Below are 26,146 nucleotides of genomic sequence, written 5' to 3' on the forward strand. Positions count from 1 at the left end.
CGAGATCGGAGGATGGATCCCCGCCTTCGCGGGGATGACATCGAGTTTTACAAGCAGGCGGATGCCTGCAAAGAAAAATCCAAAAGAGACCACCCATGACCGAACTCTCCTACCAGCTCTACAGCGCCCGCAATTACCCGTCCTTTCCCGAGCTCCTGACCAAGCTGTCCGAGATCGGCTACAAGCAGGTCGAAGGCTATGGCGGACTTTATGCCGACGCCGCAGGCCTGCGCGCCGAACTCGACAAGAACGGCCTCACCATGCCCACCGGCCATTTTGGCCTCGATCAGCTCAAGGACACTGCCGGTGCCCTCAAGATCGCCGAAACCCTGGGCATGAAGCGCCTCTACTGCCCCTTCATCATGCCGGATCAGCGCTCGACCGATTGAATCGAAGTGGCTCGAGCTCGCCAACTCGCTGGCCGAAATCGGGGAAAAGGTCACCGCAGCCGGCTACGGCTTCGGCTGGCACAATCATGATTTCGAATTCATCGCGACCACGTCCGGCCGCACGCCGATGGAGATCATTCTCGAAATCGCACCCAAGATCGAGTGGGAGTGCGACGTTGCCTGGGTCATCCGCGGCAATGCCGATCCGCTGACCTGGTTCGACCGCTACGGCGATCGTATCACTGCCGTGCACGTCAAGGATCTCTCGGTCGAAGGTGAGAACCCCGAAGAGAGCGGCTGGGCCGATGTCGGTCATGGCCGTGTTGGCTGGGACGCCCTCATTGAGGAAGTCAAAGCCCGCACCAAGGCACAGTATTTCGTTGCCGAACACGACAATCCGACCGACGCGATCCGTTTTGGCACCCGTTCGTTCGCAACTGCCAGCAAGTGGAAGTAAGCCAAATGGCAAAGACCTATGGCGTCGGCATCATGGGTGCCGGCAATATCTCGGCCGCCTATCTCCGCCTCGCGCCGCTGTTCAAGAACCTTGAAGTCCGCGCCGTCGCCGACATCATGCCCGAAGCCGCGCAAAAGCGCGCCGACGAGTTTGGCGTTAAGGCACAAACGCCCGAAGAACTGCTCAAGAACAGCGAGCTCGACGTTATCGTCAATCTCACGGTGCCGGCTGCCCATTACGGCGTCTCGATGGACATCATCTCGGCCGGCAAGCACTCCTATTCGGAAAAGCCCTTCGTGCTCTCCGTCGAAGAAGGCTTGGCGCTTAAGAAAGCCGCCGACGATCGCGGCCTCAAGGTCGGCTCTGCGCCCGACACTTTTCTGGGTGGTGCGCACCAGCAGGCCCGCGAAATCATCGACTCCGGCAAGCTCGGCAAGATCATGAGCGGCACCACCCACGTCATGAGCCGCGGCATGGAGCACTGGCATCCCAATCCGGACTTCTTCTTCCAGCCCGGCGGCGGCCCGATCCTTGATCTTGGACCCTACTACATCACCGACCTCGTTCACCTGCTCGGACCGGTAAAGCGCCTTTCGGCCTTTACCAACATGGCCCGCGCCGAGCGCGAAGTCACCGCCGAAGGCCCCTACAAGGGCACCTTCATCAAGGTCGGCACCCCGACCACGATCCACGGCGTGCTCGAATTCCACAACGGCGCCATCGTCACCATCGGCGCCAGCTGGGACGTGGCGGCCCACGGCCACCACAATATCGAGCTCTACGGCACCGATGGCTCGATCTTCGTGCCCGATCCCAACTTCTTCGGCGGCGATCTTGTCACCGCCAGCCTCGATGGCACTCGCACGCCGGTAACGCCTTGGGATCAGCCCTTTGGCAAGCCGAACCAGGAACTCGACAAGGCCATCCCGCGCGCCAACTATCGCTGTGCCGGCCTCGCCGATATGATGCTGTCGCACGAAACCGGCCAGACCGCCCGCTGCGGCCTCGACGTCGCGCTGCATGTGGTCGAAGTCATGACCGGCCTCCTCAAAGCCGGCGAGACAGGGCAGGTGCTGACGCTCCAGACCACCTGCGAACGCCCGCGCGCCCTCGGCATCGAAGAAGCCCGGGCACTGCTCAAGAACTGATGGACGTACGTCATTGACAGGCGCTTGGCGCCGGTCAAGACTGAGCGAAATCATTCCAGTAGCCCTCATGGTGAGGTGCGCAGCGAAGCGAAGCCTCGAACCACGAGGGCGTGGCACTGGAAGGAAAAAGGGCGACGAGCAATCGTCGCCCTCATTCATCAAAGGGCCCGATAAACGGGCTCGGTTGTGGGGAGACTTGCGTCAGGACGAGCCGAAAATGGCGGTGTTCGAGAACCGGAGCGGAGCGTACGTTGGTACGTGAGCACCGGAAGCGCAGAACGCTGTCATTTGCCGTCCGTCATCAGGCAAGTATGCACGCAACCTAACAGAGGAGATTTTTATGGCCACTACCATCAAGGGCCCAGCCATTTTTCTCGCCCAGTTCGCTGGCGATGCTGCCCCCTTCAACTCGCTCGACAGCATTTGCAAGTGGGCTGCCGATCTCGGCTACAAGGGCGTACAGATCCCGACCTGGGTGTCGAGCTTCATCGACCTCGAAAAGGCCGCCAACTCCAAGACCTACGCCGATGAGATCAAGGGCGTCGTCAATTCGCACGGCCTCGATATCACCGAACTGTCGACCCACCTCCAGGGCCAGCTCATCGCCGTCCATCCGGCCTATGACACCGCTTTTGATGGCTTTGCACCATCCGCAGTCCACGGCAATCCCAAGGCGCGCCAGCTCTGGGCCGTCGAAACCATGATGAACGCCGCCAAGGCTTCGCAAAATCTTGGCCTCAAGGCGCACGCCACTTTCTCAGGCTCGCTGGCCTGGCCCTATATCTATCCCTGGCCGCAGCGTCCTGCTGGCCTCGTCGAAGAAGCCTTCGACGAACTCGCCCGTCGCTGGACCCCAATCCTCAACGCCTTCGATGAAGCCGGCGTCGACGTCTGCTACGAAATTCATCCCGGCGAAGACCTGCACGACGGCATCTCCTACGAGATGTTCCTCGAGCGCGTGAACAATCATCCCCGCGCCAACCTGCTCTATGATCCGAGCCACTTCGTGCTGCAGCAGCTCGATTATCTTGACTACATCGATATCTACAAAGACCGCATCAAGGCCTTCCACGTGAAGGATGCTGAGTTCAACCCGACCGGCCGCCAGGGCGTCTATGGCGGTTTCCAGTCCTGGGTCGATCGGGCAGGGCGCTTCCGCTCCATCGGCGATGGCCAGGTCGACTTCCCGGCGATCTTCGCCAAGATGGCGGCCAATGATTTCCAGGGCTGGGCCGTGCTCGAATGGGAATGCGCGCTCAAGCACCCCGAGGATGGTGCCCGCGAAGGCGCCGAGCTCATCAAGAGCTATATCATCCGCGTCACCGAAAAGGCCTTCGACGATTTCGCCTCCGGCGGAACCGACCAGGCCGCCAATCGCAAGATGCTCGGCCTCTAGTGCTAGCAGTCTGCTAACCAATAGCTCGGAGAAGCGAAAAAATGGCTGAAAACGGCGCAAGAAAAATTCGACTTGGCATGGTCGGTGGCGGAAAAGGAGCCTTCATCGGCTATGTCCACCGCGTCGCCTCCCGCATCGACGGCGACTACGATCTGGTCGCCGGCGCCCTCTCGTCCCGCCCCGAAGTGGCCCGGGAATCGGGCAAAAACCTCGGCCTGGCCGAGGATCGCATCTACACCTCCTACGAAGAAATGGCCCGCGCCGAAGCTGCGCGCGAGGACGGTATCGAAGCCGTTTCCATCGTCACCCCCAACCATATGCACTTCGGCCCCGCTAAGGCCTTCCTTGAAGCCGGCATCAACGTCATCTGCGACAAGCCGATAACGGCGACTTTGGAAGACGCCCGTAAGCTGCTGGAAATACAGCCGAAAAACGGCGCCAAGTTCCTGCTGACCCACAACTACACCGGCTATCCGCTGGTGCGTCAGGCCCGCGAAATGGTCGCCTCCGGCGCCCTCGGCACCATCCGCGTGGTCCAGGTCGAGTACCCGCAGGATTGGCTCACCGAGCCTGTCGAACAGTCCGGCAATGCTCCCGGCGCTGAATGGCGCACCGACCCGGCCCGCTCCGGCGCAGGCGGCGCCATCGGCGATATCGGCACCCATGCCTATAACCTCGCCCGCTTCGTCACCGGCCTAAAGACCGAGGCCGTCGCCGCCGACCTCACCGCCTTCGTCCCGGGCCGCAAGCTCGACGACAACGTCCACATCATGCTCCGCTTCGAAGGCGGCGCCCGCGGCATGCTCTGGGCCAGCCAGGTGGCGCCCGGCAACGAAAACGGTTTGCAGCTAAGGGTTTACGGCGACAAGGGAGGTCTTGAATGGCGCCAGGACAACCCCAACTACATGTGGTTCACCGAGTTCGGTAAGCCCAAGCAACTGCTGACGCGCGGCGGCTCGATTTCGGTCCCGCCGGCCGCATCCATGAACATCCGCATCCCTTCCGGCCACCCGGAGGGCTATCTCGAAGCCTTCGCGACGCTCTATTCGCAGTTCGCCTCGGTCATCCGTGGCGATGGCGCCGAATACGAAGCGCTTCTGCCCTCTATGGCCGATGGCGTCGAAGGCATGCAGTTCATCACCGCCTCGGTTCAGTCCAGCAACAACGAAAGCCGCTGGACCCGCCTCAGCGAGGTCTGAAGCTCAAGGCCGGCAGCACCCCTGCCGGCCTAACTCACTGCACGCGTTCGCTTATGTAGCCGCGCTCTTCGAGCAAGCTTACGACGCTGATCTTATCCACCAAATGCGCAGCGCCGACGACCAGTAGCGCCTTCTCATTTCGCTTCAGCATGGCATCGATCTGCTCGACCCAATCACGGTTGCGATCGTCGATCAGCCGCGTCACCATGCCCTCGTCATAGTCGCCCATCTGCGACATGAAGACCTCGCCCAGCACCTCAGGCGTCCCTGCCATCCAGGCATCCACCATGCTGCCGAGATCGGACTCCATTACATCGAGCGTATCGAGCGTCGCTTCCAGCATCGCGATCTGCTCTTGGTCATCGCCACTCGCCAGGAAGCCGATTTGCTGCTCCGGCGTTTCTAGAAACCCAATCCGCTCTTCCGGCACAGCGGCGCCGAGCACCGCCTCGACCCCGAGCAGAGGGTCATAGCCCGACTCGGTCAAAGGCCCGATCGAAAGCGTCGTCGCTGCCATCCAGGGCCGCATCGTCAGCAGCAGGGGCATGGGGATGGCATACTCCTCCGCCGCCTGCCGCACCCGCGCCGTAAGCTTGGGCCCGATCGTCTCGCTCAGCAGCTTGCCGTCCTTGTTATACGCCAGATCGAAGGTCATGGGCGTGATCCGCATCTGCGCTTCGATGCTGACATCGGTTTCGAAATAGACGCGATCTGCCTTGGACAGCACCTTGTCGAGCCGCGCGCTGCGCCAGTCGAGATCGGGCGGCAACAGATGCACGGAACCGAAAAGCCAGATCGAACTATCCGCGTCGCTCACTTTCCAGAGGGCAGGGGCCGCGACCACGCCCGAAGCCGTCATCATTAGTGCGGTAAGGGAAAGAACGAGATGTCGGATCAGCATGAGGAGAGCTCCGGCTTTGCACATTAGAGCCCAAGCTATCCGGAAAAAGCAAAGCGCCGCAATCTCTTGCGGCGCCAATCAGACTCAAATTGTCAGGAGCCTAGTGCGTCCAGGGCGTCTTGCGATCGGCCCGGAAATTGTCGGGATAGCTGACGCGCTTGGGCGTCGGATCATGCGCCGGCTGCACCGAATACGGGATGCCGTTGCGCTGCGCATAGGCCTCGGCTTCTTCGAGCGTATCGAAGGAAAGCTTGACCTGCTGGGTCGTGTCGCTGCTGCTGGTATAGCCCATCAATGGCTCGATGCCGCGCGGCTTGCTCTGCTCGTGCACCAGAACCCAGCTCTTGGATTTGCCCTTTCCCGATTGCATGGCGCTGCGGGCAGGGCGGTAGATACGGGCCGTCATGCAAAAACCTCAACACGATGCGCCACAAACTTAAAGCGATGGTCGGAGTACAAAGATTCGAACTTTGGACCCCCGGTTCCCAAAACCGGTGCTCTACCAGGCTGAGCTACACTCCGAGATCGCGCCTCTCCGTTAGCCTGTTCGAATGGAAAGGGCAAGCGCCCGTGAGGCTTGACGCACAAAGGATCGCATCGGAAAAGCTTGCCATGTTCGATCTGCGCAAGCCTTGGCCGCTGGGCCTCAATCGCAAGTCCTGGCCGCTCTTTCTCGTCGGGCTGGTGGTCGCGCTTGCTCTCCTGTCGAGCCTCGACGTCATGGCATCACGCGGCGCCATCGGCTGGCCCGACCAGTGGCGTGCGCCATTCTTTTTCATCACCGATTATGGTTTGTCCGATTGGGTGCTGATTCCCAGCCTCGTGCTGTTGATCGCTTCCTTTCTTGCCCGCTACGCGCTGCAAGGGCTCTGGCGTCAGGCATCGACGGAGCTCGCCATGCTATCCGCCTTCATCTTCATCGGCGTCGGCGGGCCTGGCCTCATCACCAATCTCTTGAAGCGCATTGTCGGCCGGGCGCGACCGACCGAATTTGAAGCCGCCGGTGCCTTCTCGTTCCAGAACGTCTTCAACGATTGGACCTTCCAGAGCTTCCCCAGCGGCCACTCGGCCACCGCGGTCGCCTTGGCCTTCGTGGTCGGCTTCCTATGGCCACGCTTCTTCCCGGCCTTTCTGGTGCTTGGCGTTGTGGTTGCGGTGTCCCGCGTTCCGGTCGGCATGCACTATCCGACCGACGTCTTTGCCGGCATCGTCGTCGGCATGCTGGGCGCCTATCTTATGCGTAATATCTTCGCGCGCTTCGGATGGCTGTTCCACCAGCAGGATGACGGCCTGATCACGCGCAAGCCGCTTATCGCACTCAGCAAAATTCGTCAGCGTGCCGCCGAGTAGCGTTGCAGCGCTGCAGCCAGATCCGCCTTGAGGTCATCGACACCTTCTAGCCCAATATGCAGGCGGAAGAGGTTGCCCTCGTCGGCCCATGGACGCACGGTCCTTGCCTTCTTGATCATGACCGGCAAGCAAAGGCTCTCATAGCCGCCCCAGGAATAGCCCATCGAGAACAGCTCCAGATGGTCGACAAAGGCCGCGACCGCATCTCGTGGCGCCGGCTTCAACACAACGCCGAACAGGCTGCCCGAACCCGTAAAGTCCCGCTTCCAAAGCGCATGATCCGGATGGCTGGGCAGGGCAGGGTGAAGCACCGCGCTCACCTCGTCCTGTTGCTCAAGCCAATTGGCGATCTCGATCGCCCGCTGTTGATGCTCGCGCATGCGGATAGCCAGCGTCCGGAGGCCCCGCGCTACGAGGAAGGCGTCGTCTCCCGAGGTGAAAAAGCCCAGAAGCGTGCGGACCCTGTCCACATCCGGCCACGCCTCTTGTGTCGACGAGATCGTGCCCGCCATGACGTCGGAATGCCCCACGAACATCTTTGTCGCTGCATGCACGACGATGTCCGCGCCAAGCGCCAAGGGCTGGTGATAGAGTGGCGTCGCCCAGCTATTGTCGACGATCAACCGCGCACCGCCTGCATGTGCAGCACGGGCAAGTGCAGGGATGTCCTGAACCTCGAAGGTCAACGATCCCGGGCTTTCCGCCAGAACCGCCTTGGTATTGACATTAATCAGATCCGCCAGGCCCTCGCCGATGCGGGGGTCATAATAGCGCACGCTCACGCCCATGCGCTCCAGATACCCGTCGGCGAACTTCCGGCCGGGTTCATAGGCACTATCGGAGATCAAAATATCATTGCCGGCCCGCACGCAGCTCATCAGCGCAATGGTGATGGCAGCGAGCCCCGACGGCACCAGCTTGGTGCGATAGGCGCCTTCGAGCTCGTTCACCACTGATTCGACCGTCTCGGTCGTCGGGTTGCCGGCGCGCCCATAAAGGAAGGGCTGCGACTGGGCCTCTATATCAGCCAGAGTTTTGAACAGAACTGTTGAGCCGCGATAGACCGGCGTGTTGACGAAGCCGAACTGATCTTCGGGATTCCGTCCAGCATGGGTCAGCACAGTCTCTGCCGAGACTTTTCTCGAATTTTCGCTCATGACGCCCTCTGCTTAAAAACGGATCACAACAGTGTCTTGGCTAAAAAAGAGACAGAACTGCTGCCCATTTTCGCCATAATCCCTTGACGTTACGGTCAATAGAGGCTTGCATGCTTATCAGCATCCAAACCGCAAACAAGCGGCGGTGCGCTCGGGGTCTCGGCAAACTTGATAGGCCTCGAACTACAGGGTCAGGAAACAAAAGGCAAAATGATGCAAAAAGCGCTCGTATCGATCGCAGTCGCAGCCTCGCTGGGGCTCGGCGCGACCGCCGCAAACGCGGCCATTCTGGATGACGTCAAGGCGAAGGGTTATGTCCAGTGTGGCGTTACCGGTGGCGTCCCCGGTTTTTCGGCTCCGGACTCCAACAACGTCTGGACCGGTATTGAAGTCGACTTCTGCCGCGCCATGGCTGCAGCCATCTTCAACGATGCCGAAGCCGTGCGTTACACCTCGCTGACCAGCCAGGAACGCTTCACCGCTCTCTCCGCTGGTGAAATCGACGTTCTTTCCCGGACCACCACCTGGACCATGAGCCGCGATACCCAGCTGGGCATCAGCTTCGTCGGCACCATGTTCTATGATGGCCAGGGCTTCATGGTTCGCGAAGCTGACGGCATCGCATCGGCTCTCGATCTCTCCGGCGCCGCCGTCTGCATCGAATCCGGTACCACGACCGAACTCAACGCCGCCGACTACTTTGCCGCCAACGGCATGGACTTCAACACCGTGGTCTTCGTCGACCAAGACGAAGTCGTGAAGGCTTATGAAGACGGCCGCTGCGACGTCTACACCACCGACTCCTCGGCTCTTGCCGCTGAACGTTCCAAGTTCGCCAACCCTGCCGAGCACATCATCCTGCCCGAAATCATCTCCAAGGAACCCCTTGGCCCCGTGGTTCGCGCCGGTGACAGCCAGTGGTTCAACCTTGCTCGCTGGACCTATTTCGCGCTGCTCGAAGCCGAAGAACTGGGCGTGACCTCGGCCAATGTCGACGAAATGCTCGGTTCCGACAACCCGGCCATTAAGCGCCTCCTCGGCGTTGAGGGCGATTTCGGCACCCCGCTCGGCGTCACCAAGGACTGGGCTTACCAGATCATCAAGACCGTTGGTAATTACGCCGAGACCTATGAACGCAATGTCGGCCCGAGCACTCCGATCGGCCTGGAACGCGGCCTCAACGCCCTGTGGCGCGACGGCGGCATCCAGTACGCACCGCCGATCCGCTAAGCTGAACGAAATGCACCGGCGCTCCCTTGTGGGGCGCCGGACTTTGTTCCGTCGCTTGCCGCAGCCACAACGGCGCGCAGCGGCTCATAGTGGCCAAGGGACACTCTTTATGACCACACTCGATACGGCGCCGCAATCGGCGCCAAGGGCGAGCTTTTTCAATGATCCGGTGATCCGCGGGATCATCTACCAGATCGTCGTCGCAGCCGTTCTGATCGCCTTCATTGTCTGGATCGTCGGCAATACCGCGGCCAATCTCGCCGCCCAAAACAAGACGACCGGTTTCGACTTCCTCTGGAAGACTGCCGGCTTCGACATCAGCTTCTCACTGCTTCCCTGGTCGCGCGGCTCCTACTATTGGGAAGCCTTTCTCGTCGGCCTGCTCAACACGCTCCTGGTCGCCTTCATCGGCATCGTCTTTGCGACGATCCTTGGTTTCACCATCGGCATAGCGCGTCTCTCCAGCAACTTCATCGTTTCGAGCATCGCCACGGTCTATATCGAGGTGATTCGTAACATCCCGCTGCTGCTGCAGCTGTTCTTCTGGTATTTCGCCGTTCTTAAGGCCATGCCGGCCGTGCGCCAGTCGCTCGAGCTGCCCTATGGCAGCTTCATCAACCAGCGCGGCATCTTCGTGCCCCGGCCCATGCCCGATGAACAATTCGGCTTCGTCTGGATCGCGCTGGCCGTAGCCGTCGCAGCCGTTTTCTTGCTGCGTCACTGGGCACGCAAGCGCCTCGAAGCCACAGGACAGCGCTTTCCCGTATTTCTGACCTCGCTGGTTCTGCTGATCGGCATCACTGCGATCGGCTGGCTGGTGAGTGGCGCCAGCGTTGCCTTCGATCCCCCGGTTCTGGAGCGTTTCAACTTCCGCGGCGGCCTTGCCCTACCGCCCGAATTCGTCGCTCTGGCTTTCGGTCTCACCATCTATACGGCGTCCTTCATCGCCGAAACGGTGCGTGCGGGCATCCAGTCCGTGAACCATGGCCAGACCGAAGCGGCGCAGTCGCTCGGCCTCAAGGACAATGACCGGCTTCGCCTCGTCATCGTTCCCCAGGCCATGCGGGTGATCATCCCGCCGCTGACCAGTCAGTATCTCAACCTCACCAAGAACTCGTCCCTCGGTGCCGCCATCGGCTACCCGGAACTGGTCAACGTCTTCGCCGGCACCTCCCTCAATCAAACGGGCCGCGCCATCGAATGCATTGCCATCACCATGCTGGTCTATCTGGTTCTCTCGCTCGCCACTTCGGCGCTGATGAACTGGTACAATGGCCGCGTGCGGCTGGTCGAACGGTAGGAGTGCGCCATGACTGATATCGGTTACGTTCGCTCCGACCTCGTCGATGCCCGTCCGGCACCGAACCGCACCAGCGGTCCGATCGCCTGGGCGCGCAAGAACCTCTTCGCCAACCCCACGGACACCCTGCTTACCGCTCTGGGTGTCCTGTTTCTCCTTTGGATCCTGCCGCCGCTTTTCGGCTGGACCATTTTCAATGCAGTCGGCCCCAACGGCACCGTCGAAGAGTGCCGCATGGAAAATGCCGGTGCGTGCTGGGCTTACATTTCTTCGGAAATGGAGTTCTTCATCTACGGCTTCTACGACATCCCCGAGCAATGGCGACCCAACATCGTCTTCGCTCTGGGTGCATTGCTGCTGACGCCGCTGCTGATCCCTAAGGCGCCGTTCAAACGCACCAATGCGGTGCTCTTCTTCCTCGTCTACCCCATCGTCAGCTATTTCCTGCTGGCCGGTGGTGTTTTCGGCCTGCGCTACATTCCAACCGAAAAGTGGGGTGGTTTGCTGGTGACCCTGATCATTTCGGTGATCGGCATCACGCTTTCCTTCCCGATCGGCATCATGCTGGCGCTGGGGCGCCAGTCCAGCCTGCCGATCATCAAGACGGTCTGCGTCTGCTTCATCGAACTCATCCGCTCGGTACCGCTGATCACCATTCTCTTCATGGCCTCGATCATGCTGCCACTGTTCATGCCGCAAGGCACGACGGTCGATAAGTTCCTCCGTGCCATCGTCGGCGTCACGCTCTTTACTTCTGCCTACATGGCCGAGGTGGTGCGCGGCGGCCTTCAGGCGATCCCACGCGGACAATATGAAGCGGCGGCGGCCTTAGGTCTCGGCTACTGGCAGCGGATGGGGTTCATCATCCTGCCGCAAGCTCTAAAGCACGTGATCCCGGGCATCGTGAACAGCGCCATCGCGCTCTTCAAGGATACGTCGCTCGTCTACATTGTCGGCATGAAGGACCTGCTCGAAGCGGTCAAAACCAAGAACGACACCGCGCTCGAGTGGCAGTCGGCCAATACGGCGACCACCGGCTATCTCTTTGCCGCAATGGTCTTCTGGGTCTTCTGCTTCGGCATGTCTCGCTACTCCATCTACATGGAGAACCGCCTTAACACTGGCTACAAGAGGTAGCTCCCATGTCTCAGGTTTCCGAAACCACTATCGACCGCGAGGTCGACACCAGCCACATGAAGGTCTCCAAGACCAATGTCGCCATCGACGTCGTCAACATGCACAAGTGGTATGGCGACTTCCATGTGCTGCGCGACATCAATCTGCGTGTCATGGAAGGCGAGCGCATTGTCATCGCCGGCCCATCGGGCTCCGGCAAGTCGACGCTGATCCGTTGCATCAACCGCCTGGAAGAACACCAGGAAGGGCAGATCATCGTCAACGGCACGGAGTTGACCGCCGATCTTAAACGCATCGATGAAGTGCGTCGCGAAGTCGGCATGGTGTTCCAGCACTTCAACCTCTTCCCGCATCTGACCATCCTGCAGAACCTGACGCTGGCCCCGATCTGGGTTCGCGGCACGCCCAAGGCGGAAGCCGAGGCTACGGCCATGCACTATCTCGAGCGGGTGAAGATTCCCGAACAGGCCAAGAAGTTCCCAGGACAGTTGTCGGGCGGCCAGCAGCAGCGCGTGGCCATTGCCCGCTCGCTCTGCATGCAGCCGCGCATCATGCTGTTCGACGAACCGACCTCGGCGCTCGATCCGGAAATGGTCAAGGAAGTGCTCGAAGTCATGATCAGCCTCGCCGAAGAAGGCATGACCATGCTCTGCGTCACTCACGAAATGGGCTTCGCCCGCCAGGTCGCCAACCGCGTCATCTTCATGGATCAGGGTCAGATCATCGAGCAGAACGAGCCCGAAGCCTTCTTCTCGAACCCGCAGCACGAGCGTACCAAGCTCTTCCTGAGCCAAATTCTTCACTAGCGAATTGGACTAAAAACAGGGGTCGAGCCATCATCGGCTTGACCCCTTTTTCACGCCTGCCATTATGCCCGCCGAACAGAAAGCCGGCATCGTGAATCACATTCTGAGGCCATTGCTGCTGCTGGCCGCTATCCTGACACTGACACTTCCCGCATCTGCACAGACGCTCGACACCGTGCGCGAGCGCGGCTTCCTGATCTGCGGTTCGAGCAATTCTCTGGCCGGATTTGCCCAGCAGGATGTCGATGGCCGCTGGTCGGGCTTTGATGTCGACCTTTGCCGCGCGCTGGCCGCCGGCATTTTCGGCAATCCGGACCTCATCGAATTCCGCTCCTATCGCGGCGAGGCCCGCTTTGCGCCGCTGCAGACCGGAGCCGTCGATGTCCTAATGCGCAACGGCGCATGGACAGCTGGCCGCGATAGCAAATTCGGCGCCCGCTATGTCGTCCCCAGCTTCTTCGACGGCCAGGCTTTCCTCGTGCCGCAATCGCTAGGTGTTGTCTCGGCCTACGAGCTCGACAACGTCACCATCTGTGTCGCCGATCGTTCCGGGGAATTGGCGGCCCTGGACGAGTTCTTCTTCTCCAATCAGACGAGCTTCACCGAAGTCGTCTACGAAGAAGAGTCCGATCTCGCGGTCGCCTATCGCTCCGGCCTCTGCCAGGTCGTCTCAGCATCCGGCCGGCAATTGCAGGCCATCCGCCGCGAGCTTACGGACCCGTCGCAACACCGCATTCTGCCCGAGCGCATCACCAAGGAGGCCATTGGCCCCGTGGTACGGGACGACGACATCGCCTGGTTCGAAATCGTCCGCTGGACTGTTTTCACGCTGATCGCTGCAGAGGAAGCCGGGGTCACCAGCCTCAACATCGATAGCCTGACGGCCGCTCGCTCGCCGGTGATTCGCCGTCTCCTGGGCGTCGAAGGCGATTACGGCTCTGGCCTTGGCCTCCGTGCCACCTTCATGACCGACGCCATTCGCGCCGTCGGCAACTACTCGGAGCTTTACGACCGCCACTTTGGCCCGCAGACGGGCGCGGCCATGTTGCGCGGCCAGAACGCGCTCTACAGCAATGGCGGTCTGCTCTACTCGCCGCCCATCATGTAGCTCAGGCGAACAGTAGGCTGACGCGCCGGTTCTGTTTGCCCTTCTTCTCGATCTTGCCCAGCTTCAGTGGCCCGATCTCACCAGTGCGCCCGACATGCGTACCGCCACAGGGCTGCAGGTCGACATCGCCGATCCGCACCAGCCTGACGCGACCCTGGCCCATGGGAGGCTTGACCTTCATCGTCTTGATGAGCTCGGCCTTGGCTTCCATTTCGGCGTCGCTGATCCATTCGGTGCTAACCGCATGGTCCGCTGCGGCCATGGCGTTGAGTTCGTCTTCCAGCGCCTGCAGGTTTTCCGGCACCTCGGGCATGTCGAAATCGAGCCGTCCTTTGTCCTCTCCGATCTGTCCGCCAGTCACCGCAAACGGAAACACCACCGAGAGCAGATGCAACGCCGTATGCATGCGCATCAACCGATAACGCTTGTCCCAGTCGATCTCGGCTCGAACTGTTTCGTCCACCTCCAGCCGGGCTGAACCCTCAGTCGGCACATGCACGATTTGCAGCTTGTCGCCGTCCGGATGAACGGCTGTGGCGATCTCGATCGCCGATCCATCCGCGCGCACCAGCCTGCCGCTGTCGCCAGGCTGCCCACCCGATGTTGCGTAAAACACCGTTCGGTCCAGGATCACGCCACCCTCAGGCGAAATCGCCACGACCGTGGCGTCGCAGCTCTTGAGATAGGCATCATCGCGGAACAGGAACTCGGTCATGGAAAAACTCAAAGGAGGGGAGACAGTAGGCGCGCAAACTGCGTGGTGAAATAGAAGGGGAATGGCCGCGACTGAATCTCCGACAAGCCCACCTGGCGGCAGGATTGGAAGTCGGCGAGCAGCATCGCCTCGACACTGGCAATCGTTTCCGCATCGGGAAACCACAGCGTGATTTCAAAATTGATGGCGAAGGAGCGGTTGTCGAAATTGACACTGCCGACCGTTGCCATCTGGTCGTCCATCAGCACTACCTTCTGGTGCAGGAAGCCGTCCGTGTAGCGATAAACGCTGATATTGTGTTCGACCATGGCATCGGCATGGGCAATGCTGGCCAGCCAGACGATCTTGTGGTCTGGCTCATCGGGCAACATGATCCGCACATCCACCCCGCGCAGCTTGGCCGCGTAGAGCGCCGTCCGAATATCGGTATCCGGCACGAAATAGGGGCTGACGATCCAGATGCGCTCCCGCGCCCGCCCGATCAGGTCGGTAAAGGCAATGGCGCATTCTTCGAGCTGATCAGCCGGACCACTGCCCATGACGAGCACCGGCTCGTCGCCGTCGCCTTCCCAGACTTCGGGTGGCGGCGTGACGATCTTTTCGCCCGTTGCCCATTCCCAGTCCTCGCGGAACAGAAGCGCACACCCCAAAGCCGCCGGACCGATCACCCGCACATGCGTGTCGCGCCAGCGGCCGAATTTTAGGTCCTGACCAAGATACTCGACGCCGACATTGTGTCCACCGGTCCAAGCCACCTTGCCGTCCACCACGACGATCTTGCGGTGATTGCGGTAGTTGATACGGGTCGGGCCGTAGAAGCGCAGGAATTTGTGGCGCTGGTTGAAGCCGGCAACCTTCACCCCCGCTTCGCGCATCTCCCGACGATAGCGCTTGGGCATGCCATTGCTGCCGACATCGTCGTAGAGCAGGTAGACCCGCACGCCTTGCCTGGCCTTGGCGATTAGGCGCTCCGCCAGCTGTCGGCCAAGATCGTCGTCGCGCACGATATAGAACTGAACGAGGAGATATTCCTTGGCTTCATCGATCCCGGCAAAGATTGAGTCGAAGGTGGCAGCCCCATCGATTAGGAGCTGCACATCGTTGCCCTTGAGAAACGGCAGCTCCGACACGGCCACCTGCACCGGCCATTGAGCGTCGGTCTCGCGATCGATCAGCGCCAGGTCCTTGGCGCGCAGCGGGCGATCGGCGCGGCCATTCTGCACCCGGTCGGTGGCGTAGTCGTCAAAAAGCTTCCAGCCGAAAACGGCATAAAGCAGCACTGTGGGAAAGGGCAGCAGCGCCAGCGATATGAGCCATGCAATCGAGCCCTGCGAGGTGCGGGAATTCAGCACCTCGCGCACGCCGCAGATCAGGGCCAGGAGATAAAGCGCACCGGTGATCAGCGCGACAAGATGGAAGTCCGCTACAACCGCGCGGAGAAGATCGTCTAAGCCGAACAAGGAGCGCCCCTAAAACCGTGCGGGCACTCTATCAGCGGCACGCGCCGAAACAACTGCGGCTCTTAGACGGGCTCGGCTTCCATGACGCTCGAAATGTCGATCGGCGTCCGCCCCTCGAGCCAGCCTGGTACCGGCAGGTCCTTGGAGCGCAAGAATTCGGGATTATAGATCTTGCTGGCGTAGCGATTGCCGTAGTCGCAAAGGATCGTGACGATGGTCTTGCCCGGTCCCAGATCCTGCGCCAGGCGCACGGCACCCGCGATGTTGATGGCGCTCGAGCCGCCGAGGCAAAGCCCCTCATTTTCGAGCAGGTCGAAAATATAGGGCAGGGCCTCCGCGTCAGAGATGCGGTAGGGATGATCGATCACCAAGCCCTCAAGATTGGCGGTGATGCGCCCCTGGCCGATGCCTTCGGTGATCGAATTGCCGGCAGATTTCAGCTCGCCATGCGCATAATACTCGTAAAGCGCTGCACCTTCCGGGTCGGCCAGCCCGATCTTGACGTCCTTGCTGCGCGACCGCAGCGCCTCGGCCACGCCGGCCAGTGTCCCGCCAGAGCCGACCGAACAAATGAACCCGTCGATCCTGCCATTGGTCTGGCTCCAGATTTCCGGCCCGGTCGTCTCGATATGCGCGCCGGTTCGAGACATTGTCGAACTGATTGGCCCAGACGGCGCCATTCGGCAGCTCGCGATTGAGCTTTTCCGCCAGCCGCTGCGATACCTTGATGTAATTGTTGGGGTTCTTGTAGGGCTTGGCCGGCACCTCGATCAGCTCGGCCCCATAAAGCCGCAGCGCGTCCTTCTTCTCCTGGCTCTGCGTCTCTGGAATGACGATCACCGATTTGAAGCCAAGCGCATTGGCCACTAGCGTCAGCCCGATGCCGGTATTGCCAGCCGTACCCTCGACGATCGTGCCACCCGGCTTCAGCGCGCCCGATTTCACCGCATCGTGGATGATGAACAGTGCCGCCCGATCTTTGACTGACTGCCCCGGGTTCAAAAACTCGGCCTTCCCCCAAATGTCGCAGCCCGTCAGCGTCGAAACGCGGTTGAGGCGGATCAACGGCGTATTGCCGATGGCGGAGAGCAGATCTTGATGGTTGGCCATGGATCGATTTGTTGGGTGGATCAGAGACTTACCGTAGGAGTGTCAACCCGCAGCGGCAAGGGTCGTTCCCTTATTTGGGCACGACGTTCCGCTAGCGACAGATGCAGCGCAAGCAGCGTCCAAGTCTGCTGCTGTTTCGGCAATGTCGTTTCGCAGTCTATAAAGCCTTCGCAGCCTCGAGGGCCCGAAATCGCGTTTCCTTCAGATCAACGATCGGCTCGGGATAAGTCTCGCCGATCTTGACACCCGCCTTCGCCAGCACATCCTTTGGCGCGGCCCAAGGCTGCTGCACATGCTTGTCTGGCAGCTCCGCCAGCTCGGGCACCCAGCGCCGCACATAGTCGCCATCTGCATCGAACCGTTCGCCTTGCGTTACCGGATTGAAGATGCGGAAGAACGGCGAAGCATCCATGCCGCTCCCTGCCACCCACTGCCAATTGCCCGGATTGTTGGCGATATCGCCATCGCAAAGGCAGTCCCAGAACCACTCTTCGCCGACCCGCCAATCGATCAGCAAGTTCTTGCACAGGAACGACGCCGTCAGCATCCGCACCCGGTTTTCCATGTAGCCGGTTTCCCAAAGCTCGCGCATGCCTGCATCGACCATTGGAATGCCGGTGCGCCCGCGCTTCCAGGCTTCGAGCTGCTCCGGTGCTTCCCGCCACTTCATGCCCTCGTATTTGGTATGCATGGCAACGCGAACGATGTCGTCGCGGTGATAGAGCTGATGATAGTTGAAGTCGCGCCAGGCGAGTTCGGACAGGAACTTGTTGATCCGCTCGGTCTCCGCGTGATGCGCATGCGCAAAGGCTTTTGCCGCGTGCCAGATCTGCCGAGGACTGATCTCGCCGTGCCGCAGATGCGGCGACAGATGCGACGTGGCCTGGAGCGCCGGAAAGTCGCGCCCCTGCGGATAGTCCGTCAACCGCTCATCGAAAAAAGCCGCAAGCTTTTCCTGCGCCGCCGTTTCGCCGATGGTCCAATAAGGCGCGAGCTTCTTGGCCCATTTCGGCTCGCGATAGCTCTCGTCGACCTTTTTGTGCCGCACGGCCTTGCCCTTCGGCGCGGCAAGAGGCTCGGCAATGTCCAGCGCCCGTAAGTTCTTCCAGAAGGGTCCATAGACCGAATACGACTTGCCCGTGCCGGTCGCGATGTCCCAAGGCTCGACCAGCACATTGCCGGGATGCGATTCGACTGCGATATCTTCCCCTAGCCGCTCCTTTATTCCTGCATCCAGCGCGCGTTCAGCGGGATGGTAGCGCCGGTTCCAGTGTAGCGACGTGGCGCCAACGTCCTTGAGCACGCGCCGCAGAACGTCCTCCGCCTTGCCTTCCTCGACTAGCAAATGCACGCCGATCTCGGCAAGCCGCTCGGACAGGTCCGTCAGGCTGCGATTGAACCACCACCGCGCCGCCCCACCGGGCGCGCGGATCCCCTCGTCCGTTTCGAAGATGAACAACGCCGTGACATCGTCGGCCTCCTTGAAGGCCGCAACGAGGGCAGGGTTGTCGGAAAGGCGCAAGTCGTTGCGCAGCCAGACGAGGGCTTTGGACACAAGGCAAACTCCGGAACCATCGGGAGCAATACGCGCGCAATGGCGATCCGGTTCAGACTATTCCATCAGCTCGGCGAGCTGCTCCAGGGCCGAGCTCCACGCTTCCATGGAAAAAATCCGCGTCTGCGCATCGGCATGGGCCAGGCCGCGCTCGGTCAGGGTGATATTGGTCGTGTCCTTGCCCAGTGCCTGGAAGACGATGTCGAGCACGAAGATCAGCTCTTCATCTTCGCCCTTGTGCACCCAGGACAGAACCAGCCGCTCGTGCTCGACGAATTGCAGCACTTCGCCCGAAACCTCGTGATCGGCCTCGTTGTCCTCATCGGCAAAGGTTACGAAGCGATAGCTGCCGCCTTCGAAGGCGTCGAATTCGGCCTCGTCCACCTGCCACTGCTCGATCAACGCCGGATCGGTCCAGGCCGAAAACACGTCGGATACATTCGCTTCGATCTTGCGCGTCAGCGTGATCTGGCTTTCGCCGTCGCCCAAAAGCGTATCGTCACTCATGCGGTTTTCCTTTCCGGATGAAGTTCAGCCGTCTTGGGCAGCAAGATGGTGAGAAAGCCCAAGGCCGGCAAGAAGGCGCAAATCTGGAACACGGCGACCATGCCGATCCAGTCGGCCAAAGCCCCCATTACGGCAGCGCCCAGAGCGCCGATGCCGAAGGCGAAGCCGAAGACGAACCCTGCGATCATTCCGACTTTGCCGGGCACCAATTCCTGCGCATAGACCACCATGGCCGAGAAGGCCGAACTGAGGATCAGCCCGACCATGATGCTCATCACCGCCGTCCAGAACAGATCGAGGTAAGGCAGGGCCAGGGTAAAGGGCAGGGCGCCCAGAATCGACACCCAAATTACCGCAAGGCGGCCATAACGGTCCCCGATCGGGCCGCCGAAGAACGTGCCGGCGGCTACTGAGCCGAGGAAGGCAAAGAGATAATATTGCGCTTCTGTCGCGGACAGCCCGAATTTTTCGATCAGGAAGAAGGCGTAATAGCTCTTCATCAAATCGATATAGATGAACTTGCTGAGCAGCAGCATGCCGATCACGGCGAAGGCCACGATCAGCCGCTGCCGGCTGAGCGCAGGCTTGGCTACCGCCACTTTCGGCCGGCTCGCCGCCTGCCGCTGGTGTTCGACGAACCAGCGTCCGACCCAGGTCAGGAGCGCAAAGCCCACGACGGCGACGGCCAGGAACCAGAAAACGCTGCCCTGGCCCATCGGCAGCAGAATCAATGCGGCGGCCAGCGGACCCAGCGCCGTGCCCGCATTGCCGCCGACCTGGAATAACGACTGCGCAAAGCCCAGCCGTCCGCCCGATGCCATTCGCGCCACGCGCGACGCTTCGGGGTGGAACAGCGCCGACCCGGTCCCCATCACCACGGCGGCTATGAACAGAAGCCAAAAGCCGTTGGCCGCCGCCAGCATGGCGACACCGACCCCCACGATCCCCATCGACAGTGCCAGAATGTAAGGCTTGGGCTTCAAGTCGCCCGACAGCCCGAAAGCGGGCTGCAGCAGGCACGCCGTAATCTGTTGCCCGAGCGTCAGCATGCCGATCTGGAAATACGAAAGGCCGTAGTTTTCTCGCAGCATGGGATAGAGCGCCGGCAGCATGAACTGCAGCAGGTCGTTCAACAGATGCGCGCCGCTGACGGCCAGGATGATGGACAGGGCAGTGCGCTGCGCATCATGCGCGGGAAAGGCTACGGTGCTGGTCATGGAAGGGCTTCGAGAACGGAATTCGATCCGTCCTACTCCGATGCCCCAGGGAGGGCAATCGCCGTTATTTTGATTAGGGAAGGTTGGCTCCGCGAGCTGGACTCGAACCAGCGACCATTCGATTAACAGTCGAACGCTCTACCAACTGAGCTATCGCGGAACACTTCTTGCGCCCCGTTTCCGAGGGCGAGGTCCGTGTACCCAAACTGATCCGCTTTGCCAAGCCCCGAATGCAAGTCTTGTGAATAACTTGTCATTCGACGCGTCGCGCGAGGCTCACGAGATCCGCAAGGGTGTTGAGATTGGCGAAGGGATTATGGTTAATTTCCCAACGCACTGCTTTGGCATCAAGCGCGCTCAGCAGCCGTTTCGGACTGCCCAAGCTGTCGGCTCGCTCCGGCAGATCGGAAATGGCGCCGAAGCGATAGGCAGCATTGGTCGGGTAGATTTCTTCACCCCACGCTGCGTAGGCCGCGCTTTCAGATGTCACACCGGCCGCGAGCTTTAAAACGAAGTCGGCTGGAAGAAACGGCGTGTCGACGGGGACCGAGACCAGTGTATCGCCCGGCTTGGCGGTGCCGCGAAGATGCAACACGGCGGCAGCCAGGCCAGCCAGCGGCCCTCCGACCAATCCCGGCAGATCGGGGACGCAAGTGTATCCGGCATACTGCGGTCCCCTGCCGGCGGAGACTAAAATCTCCCCTGTCAGACGCGTCACCACACGGTCAAGCAGGCGCTGCCCACCCAGTCGCAGCTCGGCCTTGCGCACATCCCCAAGCCGGCTGCCCTGGCCGCCAGCCAGCACCACGGCAAAGACCGTCATGCGGTTTTGCGCTCCCGCAGCATAAGCAACAAAACGATGCCGCCGACCAGGCCCCAGAACGGCGCCCCAACGCCGACGATAGTGATTCCCGAAGCGGTTGCGACAAAGGTCAAGATTGCCGGCAAGCGCACCTGCTCATCGGCCAAGGCAGCGGCGAGCGATGTCGCCAGACTTGAAAATAGCGCCAGCCCGGCAACGGCCTGGATCAAAAGCGGCGGCGACGCGGCAATGAATGCCGCTGCCGCACTCGCCGCGAGCCCCAGCACGAAATAGGTAAACCCTGCCGCGACCGGCGCCGGCCAGCGCTTGCCCGGGTCAGGATGCGCCTCCGGCCCGGCGCAGATCGCCGCCGTGATCGCCGCCAGATTGCTGGTATGTCCGCCAAAGAACGCCGTTGCCGCGCTCGCCGCGCCGGTCAGCGCAAAGATCGGTCGCGTCTCGAGGGTAAAGCCATTGGCCCGCATCACCGCCAGCCCGGGCAGGTTCTGCGATGCCATCGTAACCACATAGAATGGCAGCCCGATCCGGATGATGGCGTCCAGCGTGAAAGCGGGCACAACCGGCATCAAGGTCGGCCACGCCCCATCGAACGTTCCTGCCGGCAGATGCGTCGTTGTCGCCAGGATGATTCCGGTCACGACCACGGCGATCGGCACCGCATAGCGGCGTGCAAAGCGCAGCCCCAATGCCCAGGCCGCGAGGATCGGCAGTGCCAGCAATGGCATCTCCGCCACTGCGGTGATCGGCGCCAGGCACAGGCTCAAGAGCATCCCCGCCAGCATGGCATTTGCAAGCGCGGCTGGAATTGCCGCGATCGCCCGCGCCAGGGGCCCGATAAACGCTGTGAGAAAGATCAGCCCCGCGCAAACCAGGAATGCGCCGGCGACCTCTGGAAAGCCGCCCACCGGCTCGCCGACCGTCAAAAGGAAAGCCACGCCCGGGGTCGACCAGGCAAAGCTCACCGGTATGCGCCTCCGCCAGGCGACGGCGACGTTGAGAATACCGATGGCGATGCAGACCGAAAACAGGCCCGAGCCTGCCTGCTGCGGCGATGCACCCGCAGCGGTCAGCGCCGCCAGCACCACGGTGAACGTACTGGCATAACCGACGATTGCGGCAAGCACGCCGGCCATGATGGGCTGGGCAAAGTCGCGCCGGCCAGCGGCGGGGGCAGGGGTGGTCATATCGATTCTCGGGAAAAACGGGCAGCCAGAAGACGCTAGTCTCCTGACGGCAAAGCCGCAATCGCCACGACACGTCGCGGGCCTTTCGGCGCCTCGGCCATCAGCGTGGCCGCGAGGTTCGAGCCAGAAGAACCACCGGGGCAATCCCTATGACGATGATGATCAAGGCCGCCAGCGCCGCATCTTCGTAAGTCCCGCGCGCCGCCTCGCCGTATAAGAGGGTGGCCAAGCTCGAAATTGAGCGGACGCAGCAGCAAGGTCGCCGGCAGCTCCTTCATGCAATCGACGAAGACCAACAATCCGGCAGCGATCAGGGAAGACTTGGACAGCGGCAGGTGCACGCGCAGCAGCGTCCCCATGGCCGATTGGCCAAGCGTGCGCGAGGCATGATCGTATGCCGGCGGAATCCTGCTCAGCCCGGCCTCGACCCCACCGACCGAAATAGCCAAAAACCGTGCGGCATAGGCATAGACCAGCGCCGTGCCGGTGCCGATCAGCAAAAGTCCGGAGGGCCAGCCGGTCCAGGCATGCCACAGGCCTCCAATGGTCCGGTCGAGCGCCGCTACCGGCACGAGGATACCAATGGCGAGCACCGTGCCTGGCACGGCATAGCCGATCGATGCCGCGCGCATCGTGAATGCCGACCAAGTGTTGGTCTGGAGGCGCGCTGCATAGGCAACCACGAAGCCAAGCGTCAGGATCGTGACGGTAGCGATCGCGGAAACCGTCACCGTGTTCAGCGTGGCGCGAACGAGCGCTGGAGAAATCCCGGCAAATTCTATCCGTCGTATCGCAGCGACAACCAGGTAGATGGCCGGCCCCGCAAAGCCGATCATAACCGGCGCAGCGCCTGCAGCAAAGGCCAACCAAGCCTTGGGACCAGACAAGACCTGTCTCTGCAGCTGCCGTGAACTTTGCGCGGCAGAGGCAAACCGCTGGTTACGACGGGCCCATCGCTCCAGCGTCAGAACGGCCAGCACGATCACCAGCATGCTGATGGCGATCTGCGCTGCGCCGGGCAGGTCGGTACGAACGATCCATGTCGTGTAGACGGTGGCGGTGAGGGTGCGCACGCCCAGAAACTGGGACGCCCCAACGTCGTTGAGGATTTCCATGAGCGCCAGCGCGACGCCCACAACGATCGCGGGCCGCGCCAGCGGCAAGGCCACGCGCCACAAGATTTTGCTCTTCGGGACGCCCAGGGTTCTTGCCACCTCGACCACATTGGCCGCCTGCGTGAGGAACATCGCGCGGGCAGTGAGGTACACATAGGGATAGAGGACAAATCCGAAGAGTAGGATGGCGCCCCACATGGCCCGCAGATCCGGCAAGCGGAACTGGCGCGGGCTCGAATAACCAAGCATCCAGCGCAGCACGCCCTGCACGGGGCCGAGCGGATTGAGAATGTCGAGATAGGCATAGGCCATGATGTAGGTGGGCACGGCCAAGGGCAGCAGGAGCGCCCATTCCAGTACGCCGCGCCCTCTGAAATCATAGGCACTGACGATCCAGGCCGCACCTGTGCCGACAACCGTCGCGATCAGTCCCGCTCCGGCCAGAAGCTGCAGCGTATTCCACGTCGCCTGCGGCAGCACGAACTGGACGACATGGCCCCAAAGGCCGCCCGTATCGACAAAGGCCGTGGCTGCAAGCGAAACGATCGGGATCAGCGCGAGGGCCGCCACGGCGATTGCCACGGCGGCCCAGATGCTCAGTTTGACCGGCAGGCCCACTGCTGTGTGCTGGAATGTCATGCCGGTCTTCGCTCGGTCTTAGTTGCCGAACGTGTCGAAGCTGACTTCGTCCACGAGCTCGCTGGCCCGGGCGCGGAACGGCAGCACATCGGTCAGCGACTGGCTGTCGGGCACCAGGGTCCCAAACGCTGCAATGATCGGCTGGACTTCGGCGGAAGCGGAAACGGGATATTCGAAATTGGCTTCGGCATAGAGCTTTTGCGCTTCGTCCGATGCGAGATATTCCAAGAGCTGAACGGCTTCCTCACGATGCGGAGCGTGAACGGCAACGGCCGCGCCGCTGACATTGACCAGCGTACCACCGCCTTCGAAAGTTGGCAGGATAACCTTGACGGCATCGGACCAGGCCTTCTGCTCGTCGCCGCCTTTGCCGCTCGCCATCAGGCCGTAATAATAGGAGTTGGCAACGGCAATGTCGCAGACGCCTGCTGCAATGTCGCGGGCGCCGTCCCGGTCGCCGCCAGCCGCCGGCCGCGCCTGGTTGGCCTTGAGACCTTCAAGCCATGTCTTGGTTTCGGCCTCGCCATGCTTGGCGAGGTATGCGGCAAAGAGCGCGGTGTTGTACGGGTGCTGACCGGAGCGAATGCACAGCTTGCCGCGGAACTGCTCGTCGTCGAGTTCTTCGTAGGTGATGGCGTCAAGGTCGAGTTCCTTGGCGGCGTAGACCACGCGGGCGCGGCTCGAAAGCGCAAACCAGTTGCCCTCTGGGTCGCGCAACGAGGCGGGGATAGCCGCATCGAGAACCTCGGACTGAACCGGCTGCGTCACGCCGGCTTCCACGAGGTCAATGAGCGCGCCGAAATCGACGGTCATCAGGAGATCCGCCGGGGACCTTTCGCCCTCGGCCTCGACGCGCTCGATCAGCCCGTTTTCGAGGAACACCGTGTTGACGGCAATGCCGGATTCAGCGGTGAACGCGTCAAGGATCGGCTGGATGAGACCGGGCTCGCGGGTCGTATAGATATTGACCTCTTGGGCAAGAACCGACGTGGCTGCCGTCGTGGCCAGCAGGCCGGTGATCGCAAGAACGGTTTGGAGGTTGCGCATCGAGAACTCCCTGGTCGATGATCTGGGATGTGCGGATCCTCCGCAGCATCGTTGAGATGCTGGAAGCCATACAAGACAGGGGCTGTCAAGTTAATCGCGACGCTCTTTAGAGCGGCTTTAAACTATTGATGTTGCTGCCAGATCTGCTTTGATCGTCATTCTCCGGGAATATCATGATGTCGCGTGGGTTTACGCTCACACACACCCGATCTCCCGGCCGCAGCTCATGCCTTCCCGTTCCGCGCATGATCAACGGCTCGTCCAGCCCACCGATTTCGAGAAGCAGTTCCTCGATCTCGCCCAGGATCATCCTGTCGAGGATAATGGCCGGCACCCCCTCCGCGGAAATCTTGACCGATTGGGGCCGTACCAGAACCGTGGGATCGCCTTCCATCCCATGCGCCTCGAACCGACCAAGCGGCGTTTCGAGGACATTTTCGTTGAAGCGCGCGGGTATGGTGTTCATGCGCGAAAAGAAGCGGGCGGCATAAGCCGTCCATGGCGCGTCATAAATGCGGGAACCCGAACCGGCTTCCACCAGCCGACCCTTTTGCATCAAGGCGACGAGGTCGCCGATGGCCAGGGCTTCTTCCGGATCGTGCGTCACGACCACTGCCGTAATGCCGAATTGCTTGATGATCGACAGCGTTTCGAGCCGAACCTTGTCGCGCAGGACGCGATCGAGATTGGAAAAGGGCTCGTCCATAAGGAGGAGCCGCGGCTGGGGCGCCAGCGCTCGCGCCAGGGCCACGCGCTGTTGTTCTCCGCCTGACAGCATGTGGGGGAAGCGGTCGATAAGCGGGTGCAAACCGATCCGCTCGACGATCTCATCGATGCGCGACTGGCGTTCGCCTCGGCTCAGCCGGCCTAACCCGAAGCCGATATTGTCGCGGACGGACAGGTGAGGGAAAAGGGCATAGTCCTGAAACATGAAGCCGATGCGGCGATGCTCGGGCTCGACAAAAACGCCGGGTCCTGAAACGACCTTGCCATCGATGACGATGCTGCCCGCGTCGAGCGCCTCTATACCCGCGATCGCGCGCAGCAAGGTGGACTTGCCGCAGCCCGAATGTCCCACGAGGCAAAGGATTTGCCCGCTGCCGACCTCGAGCGAAATACTTTGAAGCGCCGCCACCTGTCCGAAGTGTCGGGTAATCGCCGAAAGCACGAGCATCGAGTTGGTGGGCGTCATGATG

General features: G+C 61.4%; 21 protein-coding genes, 2 tRNA genes and 3 pseudogenes. 10 read left to right on the forward strand and 16 right to left on the reverse strand.

The features are described 5' to 3' along the window. The first annotated feature begins 95 nt into the window (after positions 1-95). From G5575_RS17105 to G5575_RS17120, 4 genes and pseudogenes are all read left to right on the forward strand, one after another. Positions 96-846, forward strand: a pseudogene (locus G5575_RS17105) (sugar phosphate isomerase/epimerase family protein). A 5-nt stretch (positions 847-851) separates the two neighbouring features. Then, positions 852-1,994, forward strand: coding sequence for a Gfo/Idh/MocA family protein (locus G5575_RS17110; RefSeq protein ID WP_164535367.1), 1,143 nt, complete (start codon positions 852-854; stop codon positions 1,992-1,994). A gap of 340 nt (positions 1,995-2,334) precedes the next feature. Further along, on the forward strand, positions 2,335-3,390 hold the full coding sequence (locus tag G5575_RS17115; protein ID WP_164535368.1) for a sugar phosphate isomerase/epimerase family protein: 1,056 nt from the start codon (positions 2,335-2,337) through the stop codon (positions 3,388-3,390). A 41-nt stretch (positions 3,391-3,431) separates the two neighbouring features. Continuing rightward, positions 3,432-4,589, forward strand: coding sequence for a Gfo/Idh/MocA family protein (locus G5575_RS17120; protein ID WP_164535369.1), 1,158 nt, complete (start codon positions 3,432-3,434; stop codon positions 4,587-4,589). A gap of 34 nt (positions 4,590-4,623) precedes the next feature. On the opposite strand, the gene G5575_RS17125 is transcribed toward G5575_RS17120, so the two are convergent. The 3 genes from G5575_RS17125 to G5575_RS17135 all read right to left on the reverse strand — a co-directional run bounded on the left by G5575_RS17125 (position 4,624) and on the right by G5575_RS17135 (position 6,012). Then, positions 4,624-5,490, reverse strand: coding sequence for a TraB/GumN family protein (locus G5575_RS17125; RefSeq protein ID WP_164535370.1), 867 nt, complete (start codon positions 5,488-5,490; stop codon positions 4,624-4,626). A gap of 100 nt (positions 5,491-5,590) precedes the next feature. Next, the gene (locus tag G5575_RS17130; RefSeq protein ID WP_164535371.1) at positions 5,591-5,896 is read right to left on the reverse strand and encodes an ETC complex I subunit; all 306 of its coding nucleotides are present in this window, start codon (positions 5,894-5,896) and stop codon (positions 5,591-5,593) included. Positions 5,897-5,935: 39 nt separating this feature from the next. Further along, positions 5,936-6,012: transfer RNA gene (locus G5575_RS17135), tRNA-Pro, on the reverse strand. Between the two features lie 90 nt (positions 6,013-6,102). Here G5575_RS17135 and G5575_RS17140 point away from each other — a divergent pair. Beyond that, positions 6,103-6,840 (forward strand): phosphatase PAP2 family protein, encoded by a 738-nt coding sequence (locus tag G5575_RS17140; protein WP_164535372.1) that lies wholly within the window; start codon positions 6,103-6,105, stop codon positions 6,838-6,840. Here the strand turns inward: G5575_RS17140 and metC are convergent. Continuing rightward, positions 6,822-7,997: a cystathionine beta-lyase gene (gene metC, locus G5575_RS17145; RefSeq protein ID WP_164535373.1), complete on the reverse strand. Its 1,176-nt coding sequence runs from the start codon at positions 7,995-7,997 to the stop codon at positions 6,822-6,824. The genes G5575_RS17140 and metC overlap by 19 nt on opposite strands. 213 nt (positions 7,998-8,210) lie before the next feature. Between metC and G5575_RS17150 the strand changes: the two genes are divergently transcribed. From G5575_RS17150 to G5575_RS17170, 5 genes are all read left to right on the forward strand, one after another. Continuing rightward, positions 8,211-9,227: an amino acid ABC transporter substrate-binding protein gene (locus G5575_RS17150; protein WP_164535429.1), complete on the forward strand. Its 1,017-nt coding sequence runs from the start codon at positions 8,211-8,213 to the stop codon at positions 9,225-9,227. Positions 9,228-9,336: 109 nt separating this feature from the next. Beyond that, positions 9,337-10,527, forward strand: coding sequence for an amino acid ABC transporter permease (locus G5575_RS17155; RefSeq protein ID WP_164535374.1), 1,191 nt, complete (start codon positions 9,337-9,339; stop codon positions 10,525-10,527). 9 nt (positions 10,528-10,536) lie between these two features. Continuing rightward, complete coding sequence (locus G5575_RS17160; protein ID WP_164535375.1) at positions 10,537-11,664, forward strand: amino acid ABC transporter permease; 1,128 nt, start codon at positions 10,537-10,539, stop codon at positions 11,662-11,664. A gap of 5 nt (positions 11,665-11,669) precedes the next feature. After that, positions 11,670-12,470 (forward strand): amino acid ABC transporter ATP-binding protein, encoded by an 801-nt coding sequence (locus G5575_RS17165; RefSeq protein ID WP_164535376.1) that lies wholly within the window; start codon positions 11,670-11,672, stop codon positions 12,468-12,470. 91 nt (positions 12,471-12,561) lie between these two features. After that, a complete protein-coding gene (locus G5575_RS17170) occupies positions 12,562-13,578 on the forward strand; it encodes a transporter substrate-binding domain-containing protein (RefSeq protein WP_164535377.1) in 1,017 nt (338 codons plus the stop codon). Position 13,579: 1 nt separating this feature from the next. Here G5575_RS17170 and G5575_RS17175 read toward each other — a convergent pair whose 3' ends face one another. The 12 genes and pseudogenes from G5575_RS17175 to G5575_RS17230 all read right to left on the reverse strand — a co-directional run bounded on the left by G5575_RS17175 (position 13,580) and on the right by G5575_RS17230 (position 26,142). After that, the gene (locus G5575_RS17175) at positions 13,580-14,293 is read right to left on the reverse strand and encodes an alanyl-tRNA editing protein (RefSeq protein ID WP_164535378.1); all 714 of its coding nucleotides are present in this window, start codon (positions 14,291-14,293) and stop codon (positions 13,580-13,582) included. Positions 14,294-14,301: 8 nt separating this feature from the next. Then, positions 14,302-15,753: a cardiolipin synthase gene (cls, locus tag G5575_RS17180; RefSeq protein ID WP_164535379.1), complete on the reverse strand. Its 1,452-nt coding sequence runs from the start codon at positions 15,751-15,753 to the stop codon at positions 14,302-14,304. Positions 15,754-15,815: 62 nt separating this feature from the next. Continuing rightward, a pseudogene (locus tag G5575_RS17185) lies at positions 15,816-16,863 on the reverse strand (cysteine synthase A). A 157-nt stretch (positions 16,864-17,020) separates the two neighbouring features. Next, positions 17,021-18,418 (reverse strand): cryptochrome/photolyase family protein, encoded by a 1,398-nt coding sequence (locus tag G5575_RS17190; protein WP_164535380.1) that lies wholly within the window; start codon positions 18,416-18,418, stop codon positions 17,021-17,023. Between the two features lie 57 nt (positions 18,419-18,475). Further along, positions 18,476-18,925, reverse strand: coding sequence for an SRPBCC family protein (locus G5575_RS17195; protein WP_164535381.1), 450 nt, complete (start codon positions 18,923-18,925; stop codon positions 18,476-18,478). After that, entirely contained in the window at positions 18,922-20,142 is a 1,221-nt protein-coding gene (locus G5575_RS17200) for an MFS transporter (protein ID WP_164535382.1), read from the reverse strand. Before G5575_RS17200 ends, G5575_RS17195 begins: the two co-directional genes overlap by 4 nt. Before the next feature lie 84 nt (positions 20,143-20,226). Then, positions 20,227-20,302 (reverse strand) — tRNA-Asn (locus G5575_RS17205). Positions 20,303-20,395: 93 nt separating this feature from the next. Next, a complete protein-coding gene (mobA, locus tag G5575_RS17210) occupies positions 20,396-20,965 on the reverse strand; it encodes a molybdenum cofactor guanylyltransferase (protein ID WP_164535383.1) in 570 nt (189 codons plus the stop codon). Then, entirely contained in the window at positions 20,962-22,149 is a 1,188-nt protein-coding gene (locus G5575_RS17215) for a benzoate/H(+) symporter BenE family transporter (protein WP_207633221.1), read from the reverse strand. The genes mobA and G5575_RS17215 overlap by 4 nt, the downstream gene beginning before the upstream one ends. A gap of 100 nt (positions 22,150-22,249) precedes the next feature. Then, positions 22,250-23,903, reverse strand: a pseudogene (locus G5575_RS17220) (ABC transporter permease). 18 nt (positions 23,904-23,921) lie between these two features. Beyond that, on the reverse strand, positions 23,922-24,950 hold the full coding sequence (locus tag G5575_RS17225; protein ID WP_164535384.1) for an extracellular solute-binding protein: 1,029 nt from the start codon (positions 24,948-24,950) through the stop codon (positions 23,922-23,924). A 106-nt stretch (positions 24,951-25,056) separates the two neighbouring features. Beyond that, the gene (locus tag G5575_RS17230) at positions 25,057-26,142 is read right to left on the reverse strand and encodes an ABC transporter ATP-binding protein (protein ID WP_164535385.1); all 1,086 of its coding nucleotides are present in this window, start codon (positions 26,140-26,142) and stop codon (positions 25,057-25,059) included. Positions 26,143-26,146 lie beyond the last annotated feature (4 nt).

The organism is Devosia aurantiaca (assembly GCF_011058215.1).
Classification (GTDB): domain Bacteria; phylum Pseudomonadota; class Alphaproteobacteria; order Rhizobiales; family Devosiaceae; genus Devosia; species Devosia aurantiaca.

Excerpts from the sequence above, each read along its gene's own strand:
- G5575_RS17110 (WP_164535367.1), top strand. The coding sequence starts at position 852 with ATGGCAAAGACCTATGGCGTCGGCATCATGGGTGCCGGCAATATCTCG.
- G5575_RS17115 (WP_164535368.1), top strand. The coding sequence starts at position 2,335 with ATGGCCACTACCATCAAGGGCCCAGCCATTTTTCTCGCCCAGTTCGCT.
- G5575_RS17120 (WP_164535369.1), top strand. The coding sequence starts at position 3,432 with ATGGCTGAAAACGGCGCAAGAAAAATTCGACTTGGCATGGTCGGTGGC.
- G5575_RS17125 (WP_164535370.1), bottom strand. The coding sequence starts at position 5,490 with ATGCTGATCCGACATCTCGTTCTTTCCCTTACCGCACTAATGATGACG.
- G5575_RS17130 (WP_164535371.1), bottom strand. The coding sequence starts at position 5,896 with ATGACGGCCCGTATCTACCGCCCTGCCCGCAGCGCCATGCAATCGGGA.
- G5575_RS17140 (WP_164535372.1), top strand. The coding sequence starts at position 6,103 with ATGTTCGATCTGCGCAAGCCTTGGCCGCTGGGCCTCAATCGCAAGTCC.
- metC (WP_164535373.1), bottom strand. The coding sequence starts at position 7,997 with ATGAGCGAAAATTCGAGAAAAGTCTCGGCAGAGACTGTGCTGACCCAT.
- G5575_RS17150 (WP_164535429.1), top strand. The coding sequence starts at position 8,211 with ATGCAAAAAGCGCTCGTATCGATCGCAGTCGCAGCCTCGCTGGGGCTC.
- G5575_RS17155 (WP_164535374.1), top strand. The coding sequence starts at position 9,337 with ATGACCACACTCGATACGGCGCCGCAATCGGCGCCAAGGGCGAGCTTT.
- G5575_RS17160 (WP_164535375.1), top strand. The coding sequence starts at position 10,537 with ATGACTGATATCGGTTACGTTCGCTCCGACCTCGTCGATGCCCGTCCG.
- G5575_RS17165 (WP_164535376.1), top strand. The coding sequence starts at position 11,670 with ATGTCTCAGGTTTCCGAAACCACTATCGACCGCGAGGTCGACACCAGC.
- G5575_RS17175 (WP_164535378.1), bottom strand. The coding sequence starts at position 14,293 with ATGACCGAGTTCCTGTTCCGCGATGATGCCTATCTCAAGAGCTGCGAC.
- G5575_RS17195 (WP_164535381.1), bottom strand. The coding sequence starts at position 18,925 with ATGAGTGACGATACGCTTTTGGGCGACGGCGAAAGCCAGATCACGCTG.
- G5575_RS17200 (WP_164535382.1), bottom strand. The coding sequence starts at position 20,142 with ATGACCAGCACCGTAGCCTTTCCCGCGCATGATGCGCAGCGCACTGCC.
- mobA (WP_164535383.1), bottom strand. The coding sequence starts at position 20,965 with ATGACGGTCTTTGCCGTGGTGCTGGCTGGCGGCCAGGGCAGCCGGCTT.
- G5575_RS17215 (WP_207633221.1), bottom strand. The coding sequence starts at position 22,149 with ATGACCACCCCTGCCCCCGCCGCTGGCCGGCGCGACTTTGCCCAGCCC.
- G5575_RS17225 (WP_164535384.1), bottom strand. The coding sequence starts at position 24,950 with ATGCGCAACCTCCAAACCGTTCTTGCGATCACCGGCCTGCTGGCCACG.
- G5575_RS17230 (WP_164535385.1), bottom strand. The coding sequence starts at position 26,142 with ATGACGCCCACCAACTCGATGCTCGTGCTTTCGGCGATTACCCGACAC.